Origin of the sequence: Pseudoalteromonas sp. K222D (genome assembly GCF_017653575.1) — a bacterium.
Lineage (GTDB): Bacteria > Pseudomonadota > Gammaproteobacteria > Enterobacterales > Alteromonadaceae > Pseudoalteromonas > Pseudoalteromonas nigrifaciens.
Genome location: NZ_JAGGDL010000023.1, coordinates 23,549 through 36,314, shown reverse-complemented (window position 1 = coordinate 36,314; position 12,766 = coordinate 23,549). Strand labels below are relative to the sequence as shown.

Genomic DNA, 12,766 nt, shown 5'->3' with positions numbered 1-12,766 from the left:
AGTGACTAAATCCGTTAAACTTAGCAAAAGGCTCTTTTTGATCAACAAAGGCAGTAATATGCGACATGAAATTTGGCAACAGCTTCGCAGCGAAGCAAATGAAGTAGTAAAACGCGAACCTCTTTTAGCGAGCCATGTTTATTCGTGTATTTTGAACCATGAATGTTTAGGGGCGGCGCTGAGTTTTATTGTTGCTAATAAATTGGCAGATGCGGTGGTGTCGGCATTTACTATTCGTGAGCTATTTGATCAGTCGTTTGTAAGGTGTGAGCGTATGCTAACGCACGTTGCTCACGATATTAAAGCGGTAAAAGATCGTGACCCTGCAGCCGAAACTTACCTTACGGTAATATTAAATTTAAAAGGTTTCCATGCTATTCAGGCGCATCGTTTAGCTAATTGTTTGTGGACGCAAAACCGTAAAGAGTTGGCGCGTTTTATTCAAAGCCGTAGCTCAGAAGTATTTGGCGTTGATATTCATCCTGCTTGTAAAGTGGGTAAAGGAATAATGTTTGACCATGCAACCGGTATTGTTATTGGCGAAACGGCGGTAATTGAAGATAACGTATCAATACTGCAGTCGGTTACTTTAGGTGGCACGGGCAATGAACAAGGCGATCGTCATCCTAAAATTAGAGCCGGGGTACTTATTGGTGCTGGGGCTAAAATATTAGGCAATATTGAAGTGGGCGCGGGCGCGCGTATTGGCGCAGGCTCTGTTGTGCTAAGTAATGTACCGCCACACACTACAGCGGTAGGTGTACCGGCAAAAATTATTGGTCGCCCAGATTGCGAATGCCCTGCAAAAAGTATGAACCAAAACTTTTTAGCTAAACCTGAGCCTGAAAATGAATCGCATACTAGCTCTATGCTTTAAAGTAATGAGCAATTTAAAATGCTAAACAAAAGTAACTTACTTGGCCTGTGCTGTTTTATTTTAGGCGTAGGATTAACCAGTGGTTACTTTTTGTTTTTACATTCTACGCCTATTCAAGCGCAACAAAGCCAGCCGTTTCCTTATAAAAGTATTGTTATAAAGCAAGCTAACGATGAGTCACTCAATAGTACTGACGAGCATGTTAACCCTGCCGATGGTAACTTTCAGGCTGAGAGTATTGCGCCATATACGCATAAAATTGCCACGCTTACCAATGAGCTTGAGCTTAAAACCAAACAACTTAAACGCGTTGAACAAGCGTTAAAATTAGCGCAACTAGATCAGCTTGATTTTGCTAAGCAGTTAGAAGAGAAGTTTATAGCTGAGGATGAAAATAGCCAGTGGAGCTACGAAGTAGAAACCGCGCTAACTGATTTTTTAATTACCAGCGATTTAAGTAATACCGCGCAACTAACTAGTTTAGAGTGCAAACAAACACTTTGTAAGTTTAGCCTAGTTGCCGATAAAACTAATCAGCAAGGGCATGTGCAGTGGCGCGAGCTGAACGATAAATTAGCGCTAATGCCATGGTGGCAGCAATTTAAGCTCACTTCGTCAAATTCAACCGATGAACAGATAGACTTTATAGTGAGTACTAAAGAGTAAGACGCTGCTAACTTAGTACTTGCGAGTGTAGCGTGCCGTCAACCAGTTCAGTAATTAAAGTATCTCCGACTTTTACATCCGCTACCGATTTAACCACCTTTTGCTTATCTGTTTTTGTAATACTATAGCCTCGCGCTAATACATTAAGTGGACTTACCGAATCTAGGCGACTTGCCTGCAGTGCTAAGCTGTTATTAGCTTGCTGTAATTGCTGCTGTATTGCTTGGTTAAGCCGAGTTTGTAATTGTGCGAGTTGGTGACTTGCTTGAGTGAGCTTTTTGTCGGGTGATTGGCGCATTAATCTAGGCGTTAAATTATTAAGGGTGCGCTCTTGTTGATATAAACTATTACGCATAGCTTGTTGTAGTGCAATGCTTAGCTCATCCAAGCGCTGCGCTTTTTGATTTAACTGATTACGCGGATGACATAAATTTAACCTGTGCTGTAGTTGTAATGCTTGAGCGCGCTTTTCGCTCATATCGTGTTTAAACGCATTAGCAAGACGGTTAACTAGCTGAGTTACTTTATTATGTAACTCTTGCGTATTAGGGCTTACCAGCTCTGCCGCCGCAGAAGGCGTAGCTGCACGTACGTCGGCTACATAGTCGCTAATAGTGGTGTCGATTTCGTGGCCTACCGCGCTCACAATAGGTAGTTGGCTATTAAATATAGCGCGTGCAAGTTGCTCATGGTTAAAACACCATAAATCTTCTAAAGAGCCGCCACCACGCCCCAAAATAAGCACGTCTACTTCGCTGCGAATATTAGCCAACTCTATTTGTTTAATTAACTGCAGATGTGCGTCTTTACCTTGCACCATAGCAGGGTAAATAATAACTTCTAACTGCGGTGCGCGGCGTTTTAGTACGGTTAAAATATCTTTTATGGCCGCGCCAGTTGCAGAGGTTATTACCCCGATACGGTTAATGTTTTGCGGTAGAGGTTTTTTATAAACCGAGCTAAATAGCCCCTCGGCGGCTAAGCGCATTTTTAGGGCGTCAAACTCTTGCTTAAGTTGTCCTTCGCCAGCAGGTTCCATATGTTCAACAATAAGTTGATAGTCGCCGCGTGGTTCATAAAGTGAAACGCGCGCTTTTACCGTTACCTGCGCACCGTTAATGGGTCGGTAACTTTGGTTACGATTATTGCCGCGCCACATGGCTGCTTTTATTTGTGCTTTATCGTCTTTTAACGAAAAATACCAATGCCCAGATGCCGGAGTAATAAAGTTCGAAATTTCGCCAGTTAGTACCAGCGAGGCAAAGCCTTGCTCGAGTAGGGCGCGTATTTCTCTATTAAGGCGTGACACGGTGTAAATCGTTTGCAAAGGCTTCGAAAACATAAAAAACTACCAAAAACTATTTATAACCCTAGTTTATCATAAATATTTACAAAATATGATTTACTAGTGCCAGCAACGCTGTTAAAATTTGGCCGCAATTCCTTATCTTAGATCCACCATGTGAGAAGTTGCCAAAATGCTTAGAATCGCTAAAGAAGCTCTTACCTTTGATGACGTACTTTTAGTACCTGGTCATTCTACTGTTTTGCCACATACGGCAAATATTTCAACTCGCTTAACGCGTGGAATCAAACTTAACTTGCCGCTTGTTTCAGCATCTATGGATACTGTTACCGAAGCTCGTTTAGCTATTGCCCTTGCGCAAGAAGGTGGTCTTGGTTTTATTCATAAAAACATGACTATTGCAGAACAAGCGAAAAACGTTCGTAAAGTTAAAACCTATGAAGCGGGTATTGTTACTTATCCTATTACAGTAACTGCCGATTTAACCATTGCAGATGCACTTGAGCTGTCGCAAGAAAAAGGTTTTTCGGGCTTTCCAGTAACCGATAGCGATAACAATCTTGTTGGTATTGTAACAGGGCGTGATATGCGCTTTGAAACTAAGCTTGAACAGCCTGTTTCTACTGTTATGACTAAAAAAGACAAGCTAGTTACTGTAAACGAAGGTGCTGCGCGCGAAGAGATTTTAGGCTTAATGCACGAACACCGCATTGAAAAAATTCTTGTGGTTGATGATGCGTTTAAACTAAAGGGCATGATCACCGTAAAAGATTACCAAAAAGCACAAGAAAAACCAGATGCCTGTAAAGACGACCAAGGTCGTTTGCGTGTAGGTGCTGCTGTGAGTGTTGGCGCAGGTACTGATGAGCGTATTGCTGCATTAGTAGAAGCAGGTATTGACGTATTACTTATCGATACTTCGCACGGCCATTCTCAAGGTGTTATTGACCGCGTTGCGAAAACCCGCAAAGAATACCCAGACTTACAAATTATTGCTGGTAACGTAGCAACAGCAGAAGGCGCTGTTGCGCTTGCAGACGCTGGAGCTGATGCGGTTAAAGTAGGAATAGGCCCAGGTTCTATTTGTACTACGCGTATTGTTACGGGTTGTGGTGTGCCACAAATTACGGCTATTTCAGATGCTGTTGATGGCTTAAAAGGCCGTGATATTCCGGTAATTGCCGATGGCGGAATTCGTTTTTCTGGCGATATTGTAAAAGCACTTGTTGCTGGTGCATCGTGTGTAATGGTGGGCTCTTTGCTTGCTGGTACTGAAGAAGCACCTGGCGAAGTAGAGCTTTACCAAGGCCGTTACTACAAATCATACCGTGGTATGGGCTCGTTAGGCGCGATGGATCAAAAAGAAGGTTCATCAGATCGTTACTTCCAAAAGTCAAACGAAGCCGACAAGTTAGTACCAGAAGGTATTGAAGGTCGCGTAGCGTACAAAGGTCCTATTGCAACGATTATCCATCAGCAAGTGGGCGGCCTGCGCAGCGCAATGGGCTTAACCGGTTGTGCCACTATTGAAGAGCTAAACACCAAACCACAGTTTGTACGTGTTACTTCAGCTGGTATGGGTGAGTCGCATGTACATGACGTGCAAATCACTAAAGAAGCACCTAACTACCGTTTAGGCTAATCAGCCGTAATTACATCAATTTATGGGCTAGTTTTACTAGCCTTTTTAAATAGCTACTCACTATATCAGTAGCATTATTTAGCATCTGACTTTACGAGATACTCCATGAGCAAAGACATTCACGATTCACGAATTCTCATTTTAGACTTTGGTTCACAATACACTCAATTAATTGCCCGTCGTGTGCGCGAAATTGGTGTTTACTGTGAACTGTGGGCATGGGATGTGACCGAAGAGCAAATTCGCGAGTTCAACCCACAAGGTATTATTCTCTCTGGTGGCCCAGAGTCGACAACACTTGAAAACAGCCCACGCGCTCCTGAATATGTATTTAATGCTGGTGTGCCAGTACTAGGTATTTGCTACGGCATGCAAACTATGGCAGCTCAGCTTGGCGGCAGTGTACACAGCTCTGATAAAAAAGAGTTTGGTTACGCCCAAGTAGAAAAAGTGGGTAATTGTGCGTTGTTTGATGCGATAGAAGATCATATCACCGACGGCGGCAATGGCGTACTAGATGTATGGATGAGCCATGGCGATAAAGTAATGGATATTCCACAAAGCTTTAAAACCACAGCTAAAACATCTACGTGTCCGCATGCGGCAATGTCGAACGAAGAAAAACGCTTTTACGGCGTACAGTTTCATCCAGAAGTAACGCACACACATCAAGGGCAGCGTTTATTAGAGCGTTTTGCTATTGATATTTGTGGTTGTGAAAAATTATGGACTGCAGCAAAAATTATCGATAATGCCATTGAGCGCATTAAAGAAACGGTTGGCGATGACGAAGTTATTTTAGGTCTTTCGGGCGGTGTTGATTCATCGGTTGTGGCTATGCTTATTCACCGTGCAATTGGCGAAAAGCTAACTTGTGTATTTGTTGATAACGGCCTACTTCGTTTAAACGAAGGCCAGCAAGTTATGGACATGTTTGGTAATAAGTTTGGCCTAAACATTGTTAAAGTTGAAGCCGAAGAGCAATTTTTAAATGACCTTGCTGGTAAGTCAGACCCAGAAGATAAGCGTAAAGCCATTGGCCACACGTTTATTAATGTATTTGATGAGCAAGCTAAAAAGCTTAAAAATGCAAAATGGTTAGCGCAAGGTACAATTTATCCAGACGTAATTGAATCTGCGGCATCTGCCACCGGTAAAGCACACGTAATTAAATCGCACCACAATGTGGGCGGATTACCAGCAGACATGAAAATGGGCCTAGTTGAGCCACTACGTGAGTTATTTAAAGATGAAGTACGTAAAATTGGCCTAGAGCTAGGTTTACCGTACGATATGCTTTACCGTCATCCTTTCCCTGGACCAGGTTTAGGTGTGCGTGTACTTGGCGAAATTAAAAAAGAATACTGTGATTTACTGCGTCGCGCCGATGCTATTTTCATCGAAGAGCTTCACAAAGCAGAGCTTTACCATAAAGTAAGCCAAGCGTTCACTGTGTTTTTACCGGTTAAATCGGTAGGGGTTATGGGTGATGCGCGTAAATACGATTGGGTTGTATCACTGCGCTGCGTGGAAACTATCGACTTTATGACCGCGCGCTGGTCACATTTACCATATGAATTTTTAGGTGTGGTTTCAAACCGTATCATTAATGAAATTGATGGTATTTCGCGTGTTGTTTACGATATTTCGGGTAAACCACCTGCAACTATTGAGTGGGAATAATCGCGCGTTAGCTACTAGCTAGTATTAGCAGTATATAAAAATAAAAGCCCATGATTTCATGGGCTTTTTTGTTGCTAATATTACTTTAAGTATTTTTAGATGACTTTATAAAGAACGACATAATTAACCCGCTAATCGCAAGTACAATTCCCAAAATAAACGCTGTTTGTACACCCGCTGTTAATGAGCTACTTACTGCAGAGGGCGCTGATGGATCAGCAACGTTTTCCAAAAAACTATTTTGAGAAGCCGACATGATTGTAATCGCCAAGGCGGTGCCAATTGAGCCAGATACTTGCAGTAAAGTGTTTATTAAAGCGGTCCCGTCAGCATATAGTTCTCTGGGGAGCTCATTTAAACCGTTTGTTTGCGCAGGCATCATAATTAATGTTACGCCAATCATGAGAGATGAATGCAAAAAGATAACCATTGCAATAGAGGTTTCTGTGGTTACATTCGACAGATTCCATAGCGTAATAATCATAATAATAAAGCCAGGTGTAAGTAGCCACTTAGAGCCAAACTTATCAAATATACGCCCCGCGATCGGAGACAAAGCACCATTTATTATTCCACCTGGCATAAGCACAAGGCCAGCAGTAAGCGCAGTTAATCCAAGGCCAATTTGTAAATATAAAGGCAAAAGAATCATGGTTGATAAAATAATCATGAATGTGGCAGATACACTCAATAAACCTAAAGTATACTTTGGATATTTTAAAGTACGTAAATCTAACATTGGTTTATCGAGTTTAAACTGTCTTAACGAAAATATAATAAGAGAGATTAGCGCAATTATAATGGTACTAATTACTAGTAAGTTCCCCCATCCTTTTTCACCTGCAATACTAAAGCCATATACAATGCCACCAAACCCGACAGTCGATAACAAAATTGACAGTACATCTATTTTAGGCTTGCTCAAAACAGAAACATTCTGCACATAAGCCAGCCCGTATACTAATGAAAAAACAAGAAACGGAATGAGTAACCAAAGAATCCAATTCCAGCTCAACAGCTCAATAATTAGCCCCGAAGTAGCTGGTCCAACAGCCGGTGCTGTCATCATAACAAGGCCAATTAACCCCATAATAGTGCCTCTTTTATGAACAGGGAAAATGATGAGGGCTGTATGGAACATTAAGGGAATTAATAAACCGGTTCCGATTGCCTGAATAATACGACCTAACAGCAAAACACTAAAAGAGGGGGCTATACCGGAAACTATCGCCCCAATAATCGAAAAAAGTAACGAAGCAACGAATAATTGCCGAGTACTAAACCATTGTATTAATAGTGCAGAAACGGGAATGAGGATCCCCATAGTCAGTAAGTAACCTGTTGTTATCCACTGCACGGTAGAGGAAACAACATCTAATTCACTCATTAAATTGCCAAGTGCCATATTTAAAGCCGTTTCGCTAAATAAGCCAATGAATCCGGCAATTAAAAAGGATATTAGAATAGGGACTGGTCTTATAACTGTTTTATCTTGTTCATATGCAATTGTAGACATTAAAACTCTCTTCGCTGATTAACTAAATTGATCTGTGTTGATTGATACTTTATTTACTTTTTAAATTTACTTTTTAATAAGCAATGAGGGAATTTGCTCTGCTATTGTTTCAAGCGGCTTGCCCGTTTTCATTGTTAAAGCTAAGAGAATACCGCCCTCAGTTAGCGCATGAAAAACAGTAGCTAAACTTGTGGACTGTTGCTCTGTGTAGCCTGCTTCAAGAAACTTTTCAGTATAAATAGATTGCCAACTTTTAAAGGTCGCTTCACACGCCAAGCGAATAGGTTCACTAGTGGAATGTTTTTCTCCAGCAATAGTGCCAATTGGAGAGCCAAGAGGGGTTCCGCCTTGTCCAAACACTCTGGATAATTCATAAACATAAGCTTGAAAAGCATCTATTGGATTGGATACACCCGCAAAGTTTTTTTGAATATCTTCCATAACAAGTCTTTTAGTATTGTTAATTGCAGCAGTCGCCAGCTGCTCTTTGCCTTTTGGAAAGTAGTAATACAAGGAGCCCTTAGGTACGCCACTTTCTTCAATTATGTCATTTAGGCCCACTCCGCAATATCCGCGCACTCTAAATAAGCGTGATGCCGTCTCAATTAGAACGTCTTTCGGCTTTACTTTTTCACTCATAACTAAAACACCTCAAATTATAACGACTGGTCTATTATTTCAATGGTAAGGAGGAATCGACTCTGTGTCAATGCTATCGGCTTTACATTTTATTTTGTGTAACCGGTAATATTATCACCAGCATGGCTCTAAAAATGCGCCAAAAGGCGATAGCCAAAGGGGGGCGGAATAGTACGCTTTGTTCTTATCAATATGGTTTGAAGGTGATAATTTAGCTACAAGAGCAAGTTTAAAGGGAATAGCGAAGATTTAAGAGCATGCTAAAATTAGTAAGGCAGGGAGCTTGAGTTATTCAAATTGTAAAAACTATTTAAAAAGTATCTAAAAGCTGCCTAGAAACCATCTAATAATTATCAGCAAATTATCAGCAAGCTATCAGTAAGTTATTAGCAAACTATCTAAATTAGTGCCTAGTTTTATTGAACCACAACAAATAGTAGTATCAGCACAGTGAGATAAAGTAAGCGACAGCACTTTATTGCTATTATATTTTTATTCACAAAACGTAAAAATAATTAATTTAGTGCTCGGCTATTAATATTTGCCTGAGTCTAAGTAATTAAAAAATGAAGAATTAGCCTGCTAATTCGTCGTTTTGTTTATTTAAAAGGCAATCAAACCAAAAAGATGATTTTTTTCTTTACCTTTGGCCAAAGGTCTCTATAATTCGTCGGTATTGCAGGGGCGTAGTTCCAATTGGTAGAACAGCGGTCTCCAAAACCGACGGTTGGGAGTTCGAATCTCTCCGCCCCTGCCATTTCTTCTTTACATCGAATTTATTACTTCTTATATTACCTTACTTACTAATTTCATCGAGTCGTTATGCATTCACGTTACGCAGCTGTTTTTGGTATAGAAAACCTCGAATTAAATCAGCATTATCAAACGGTTAATAACCAGCCAATAAATAATAAAGCAACTGACACTAAAGCAGACAGCGTCGCGCCTGAGCCTATTTCGCTCACAAGCCAGTTATTTGCAGATATAAAGCGTGCCATAGCCCCCATTACCATCAATAGTGTAATACAAGGCACGGAACTGCAATTACATGGCGATCAGTTAGTTTTAACAAATTCACAGCTCAGTACTGCCGATAAACGTGCTTTATGGGCTTTAATGAGTGACCATCTTGATAAACTTTAAATCAGTAGACGCAACCGCTATACCGCAATTAATGGCTATAGAAACCGCATGCCACAGCCACCCGTGGACGTTAAATACCATGAGCTCATGTATTGGTGGGCGCTATTTTAATTTAGCAGCGTTTAACGGCGGTACCATGGTAGGTTTTTATATTGGCGAAAAGGCCGGGCCCGACTTTACCTTGATGGATATTTGCGTTGCCCCAAGCGAGCAAGGAAAAGGCATTGCAAAACAGCTACTGAACCAGTTTATTGATTATGGTGAGCAGCAAAATGCTGAAAATTTATTTTTAGAAGTACGCGAATCAAATATCCCCGCAATAAAGCTCTACGAAAATGCAGGCTTTATAGAAATGTCAGTGCGTAAAAACTATTACCCAAGCGACAATCCTGCTAAAAACGGATTTGAAGACGCTATTTTAATGGGCATGGCACTGGGCTTAAACTTTCAATAATATTTTGTAGTGAAGAGTTTGCAGTGATAACTGTATAAAGAATATTGTTGCAGTAAGCCGATAACTTATACCGGCTTACTTTGCTCACTAATAACCTGCTCAATAGCGTTAATTAAGTTAGCTGTTAATTCGTTTAACGCGGCTTTGCTATCGCTTTTTAAATGATCTTCTAAACGCGCAGCACAGTGATAAATATCATCAAAGTTAAAACACCCAGCACTGCCTTTTATATTATGTGCTAATGCGCGTAATGCGACTAAGTTACCCGAAAATTGTAAGCTTTTTATTTCATCTAAATAAGTTGGCAGGTTAGCGACGTAATTTGCATTTATTTGTTGGAATTTTTCACTTTTGAGTATGTCGTCCCATTTATTTTGATTGTCTTTTTCAAGGTGTAGGTAACTTACTAATACGCTTTCTAGGGCATCTTTATCTATAGGTTTCGCCAGAGCCTTGTCGCATCCTGCAGCAATATATGTGTCTACGTCATGGTTCATTACATTCGCAGTGAGTGCGATTATAGGGCCGTCGTATGCAGCATGGCGTAATATTTTAGTCGCTTCTAGGCCACCCATTACTGGCATTTGCATATCCATAATAATTAACTGATAGTCGTTTACTAGCGCCATTTCTACCGCTTCAGCGCCATTGTTTGCTATGTCGGGCTCTAATCCCCAAGTTTGCAGCAGCAGCTTTATTAATAATTGATTATCGGGGTTATCTTCGGCCACTAAAATATGTGCATCAAAATTATTACTAGCGAAGGAAAGCAGCGGATCTTTTTCTGGAATGAGTTGATTGGATTGCTCTAAAAACAGGTTATCGGCTAATGGCGTTTGTAAATTACAGGCTATGATTATAGTAAAGCAGCTACCTACATCTAATTCACTTTTAACGGTTATATCACCGCCAAGACGTTGTGCTAAATTTTTTGAAATACATAGCCCAAGCCCGGTGCCGCCAAAGCGACGGGTTGTGGTAGCGTCTGCTTGCTCAAAAGGAGTAAATAAGCGCTTAATTTGACTTTCAACCATACCAATTCCGCTATCTTGTATTACAAACATCAGCTCTTGGCTTGCTAGGTAATGAACCGTTATAGATACATGGCCTTGCTCGGTAAACTTAACTGCATTGCTGGCAATGTTGATCAGTATTTGTTTTAAGCGGGTTTCGTCGCTGTTTATAGTGTGTGGTAACGGGAGTTGATAATTAATACTAAGCTTTAGCTTTTTTTGTTGTGCCAGCGGTTCAATAATTGACTCAATGTCGTGCATTAAGCGCACTACATTTAGTGGAGCTTGCTCTACAGCAATTTTTTCGGCTTCAATTTTAGACAAATCTAAAATGTTATTTATTAACTCTAGTAAATGCTTAGAGTTGCGTAAAATGGTGCTTAAATGCTGTTTGTTGTTGGTGATTTTATCGTTATGTAAAAGCTGTTCGGTAAAGCCCATTATTGCCGTGAGTGGGGTACGAATTTCGTGGCTCATATTAGCCAAAAAGCGACTTTTAAGTTGATTTGCTTGCTCTGCTTGGCCAATCGCAAGCTCTAACTGGCTGTTCATGGTTTCTAGCGCTTTGGTACGGCTTTCTACTTTGTCTTCGAGGTGATGTTTATATTCTTCTAACTGCTCTTGATAATGCCTAATTTGATTAACCATGTGATTAAAGTCGTTAAACAATATGCCTACTTCATCATCGGTGTGCGCGGGCAGTGAAACACCTAAATCGCCATCACCTACACGGTGGCTAGCTGCACCTAATAGCTCAATAGGATTAAGTAATAAATTACGCACTACAATAAAAATAAGTATTGGCAGCGTAATAACCGAAATAATAACAATTAAGCCGGTAATTAAGCTAATAGCCTTACCCGATTGATACAAAACGGCTTTAGGAATAGTCGATACATAATAACCACCGCTCATTTGCACCGCAAAAATCATCCGCTCTATTTTATCTATACTCGAAAGCTCTATGGTTGATAAAGAGCCAATGTCGGCTAAGTTATGTACTTGGTTGAGCTCAAATTCACTAATGTATTGGCCACGAATATTATAATCGGAACTAAATAAAATTTTCCCCTCATTACTAACGAGTAAGTTGAGAGTGTTGTTGTAAGGGGCTTCTAAAATACTGGTGTTAAGAATGGAAGGGTCGATATGCAGCACGATAAAACCAAGCTGTTGTGGGCGCTTAAGATAGTAGTCAATGCTATAAATACGCTGAATAAAATACAAGCTGGTGGTGCCATCTGCTTTTTGCATCATAAACTGCTGTTGGCTTAAATTACTTTGCTGTACTTTGTCAAAAAAAGGATACGATTTTGGCGCTATGCTTAAATTACTTGAGTAGTAGGCATCGCTTTTGCCATTTACCGACATTAAGTTAATGCTAATAATATCGGGATAGGCCTCGCTATAACTGGCAAACACATCCATTAACGCACCTAGGCGATAGGTGTAGCCACCATCAGCATGTAAATCGTTAGCTAAAAAATCGTTCAATACGGGTGAGGTGGATAATAGCTTGGCAGTGGATTGAAATGAGTCAATATAGTTAAATACTTTTTGTTGTTGTTGTTCAACAAACCGGCTCATAATTAAATCAGCTTGTTTTTGTGTTGAGTTGGTTACATTAGTTAGCGTAAAACCACCTAAAAATAACAGCGGAAGTATAACTAACGGCGTTATATACCATAATAACCTAATGCTTAACTTACTGGTTTTCATTACCAAACAACACATCCTCCATGTAATGTTAGTAATAATATGTTTTACAGCTATATTACTCAAGCTTAGCGTTTGTTTATTGTGCTGGTAATATTTATAACTAAGCAC

At 40.4% G+C, this 12,766-nt stretch carries 10 protein-coding genes and 1 tRNA gene; 7 read left to right on the top strand and 4 right to left on the bottom strand.

The window, feature by feature from the left end:
- The first annotated feature begins 58 nt into the window (after window positions 1-58).
- Both cysE and J5X91_RS12120 read left to right on the top strand, forming a co-directional pair.
- Window positions 59-877 (top strand): serine O-acetyltransferase, encoded by an 819-nt coding sequence (gene cysE / locus J5X91_RS12125; protein WP_011327343.1) that lies wholly within the window; start codon window positions 59-61, stop codon window positions 875-877.
- A gap of 18 nt (window positions 878-895) precedes the next feature.
- Window positions 896-1,543: a hypothetical protein gene (locus J5X91_RS12120; protein WP_208834926.1), complete on the top strand. Its 648-nt coding sequence runs from the start codon at window positions 896-898 to the stop codon at window positions 1,541-1,543.
- A gap of 7 nt (window positions 1,544-1,550) precedes the next feature.
- Here the strand turns inward: J5X91_RS12120 and xseA are convergent, their stop codons facing one another.
- On the bottom strand, window positions 1,551-2,885 hold the full coding sequence (gene xseA / locus J5X91_RS12115) for an exodeoxyribonuclease VII large subunit (protein WP_089367813.1): 1,335 nt from the start codon (window positions 2,883-2,885) through the stop codon (window positions 1,551-1,553).
- Window positions 2,886-3,021: 136 nt separating this feature from the next.
- Here xseA and guaB point away from each other — a divergent pair, with 136 nt between their 5' ends.
- Together guaB and guaA are read left to right on the top strand one after the other, a co-directional pair.
- The gene (gene guaB / locus J5X91_RS12110) at window positions 3,022-4,491 is read left to right on the top strand and encodes an IMP dehydrogenase (protein WP_011327346.1); all 1,470 of its coding nucleotides are present in this window, start codon (window positions 3,022-3,024) and stop codon (window positions 4,489-4,491) included.
- Between the two features lie 105 nt (window positions 4,492-4,596).
- The gene (gene guaA / locus J5X91_RS12105) at window positions 4,597-6,174 is read left to right on the top strand and encodes a glutamine-hydrolyzing GMP synthase (protein WP_011327347.1); all 1,578 of its coding nucleotides are present in this window, start codon (window positions 4,597-4,599) and stop codon (window positions 6,172-6,174) included.
- An 85-nt stretch (window positions 6,175-6,259) separates the two neighbouring features.
- Here the strand turns inward: guaA and J5X91_RS12100 are convergent, their stop codons facing one another.
- Together J5X91_RS12100 and J5X91_RS12095 are read right to left on the bottom strand one after the other, a co-directional pair.
- The gene (locus J5X91_RS12100) at window positions 6,260-7,690 is read right to left on the bottom strand and encodes an MDR family MFS transporter (RefSeq protein ID WP_011327348.1); all 1,431 of its coding nucleotides are present in this window, start codon (window positions 7,688-7,690) and stop codon (window positions 6,260-6,262) included.
- Window positions 7,691-7,756: 66 nt separating this feature from the next.
- Window positions 7,757-8,329: a TetR/AcrR family transcriptional regulator gene (locus tag J5X91_RS12095; protein ID WP_011327349.1), complete on the bottom strand. Its 573-nt coding sequence runs from the start codon at window positions 8,327-8,329 to the stop codon at window positions 7,757-7,759.
- Between the two features lie 680 nt (window positions 8,330-9,009).
- On the opposite strand from J5X91_RS12095, the gene J5X91_RS12090 reads away from it, so the two are divergent.
- The 3 genes from J5X91_RS12090 (at window position 9,010) to rimI (ending at window position 9,926) form a co-directional block, all read left to right on the top strand.
- Window positions 9,010-9,086 (top strand) — tRNA-Trp (locus J5X91_RS12090).
- Window positions 9,087-9,151: 65 nt separating this feature from the next.
- A complete protein-coding gene (locus J5X91_RS12085) occupies window positions 9,152-9,472 on the top strand; it encodes a hypothetical protein (RefSeq protein WP_182683801.1) in 321 nt (106 codons plus the stop codon).
- Window positions 9,459-9,926 (top strand): ribosomal protein S18-alanine N-acetyltransferase, encoded by a 468-nt coding sequence (gene rimI, locus J5X91_RS12080; protein WP_208834934.1) that lies wholly within the window; start codon window positions 9,459-9,461, stop codon window positions 9,924-9,926. Before J5X91_RS12085 ends, rimI begins: the two co-directional genes overlap by 14 nt.
- A gap of 65 nt (window positions 9,927-9,991) precedes the next feature.
- Here rimI and J5X91_RS12075 read toward each other — a convergent pair whose 3' ends face one another.
- Window positions 9,992-12,658 carry an ATP-binding protein gene (locus tag J5X91_RS12075; RefSeq protein WP_208834925.1) on the bottom strand — a complete coding sequence of 889 codons (2,667 nt, stop codon included), beginning with the start codon at window positions 12,656-12,658 and terminating at the stop codon, window positions 9,992-9,994.
- Window positions 12,659-12,766 lie beyond the last annotated feature (108 nt).

Coding starts and splice junctions, on each gene's coding strand:
- cysE (WP_011327343.1), top strand. CDS start 59: ATGCGACATGAAATTTGGCAACAGCTTCGCAGCGAAGCAAATGAAGTA.
- J5X91_RS12120 (WP_208834926.1), top strand. CDS start 896: ATGCTAAACAAAAGTAACTTACTTGGCCTGTGCTGTTTTATTTTAGGC.
- xseA (WP_089367813.1), bottom strand. CDS start 2,885: ATGTTTTCGAAGCCTTTGCAAACGATTTACACCGTGTCACGCCTTAAT.
- guaB (WP_011327346.1), top strand. CDS start 3,022: ATGCTTAGAATCGCTAAAGAAGCTCTTACCTTTGATGACGTACTTTTA.
- guaA (WP_011327347.1), top strand. CDS start 4,597: ATGAGCAAAGACATTCACGATTCACGAATTCTCATTTTAGACTTTGGT.
- J5X91_RS12100 (WP_011327348.1), bottom strand. CDS start 7,690: ATGTCTACAATTGCATATGAACAAGATAAAACAGTTATAAGACCAGTC.
- J5X91_RS12095 (WP_011327349.1), bottom strand. CDS start 8,329: ATGAGTGAAAAAGTAAAGCCGAAAGACGTTCTAATTGAGACGGCATCA.
- J5X91_RS12085 (WP_182683801.1), top strand. CDS start 9,152: ATGCATTCACGTTACGCAGCTGTTTTTGGTATAGAAAACCTCGAATTA.
- J5X91_RS12075 (WP_208834925.1), bottom strand. CDS start 12,658: ATGAAAACCAGTAAGTTAAGCATTAGGTTATTATGGTATATAACGCCG.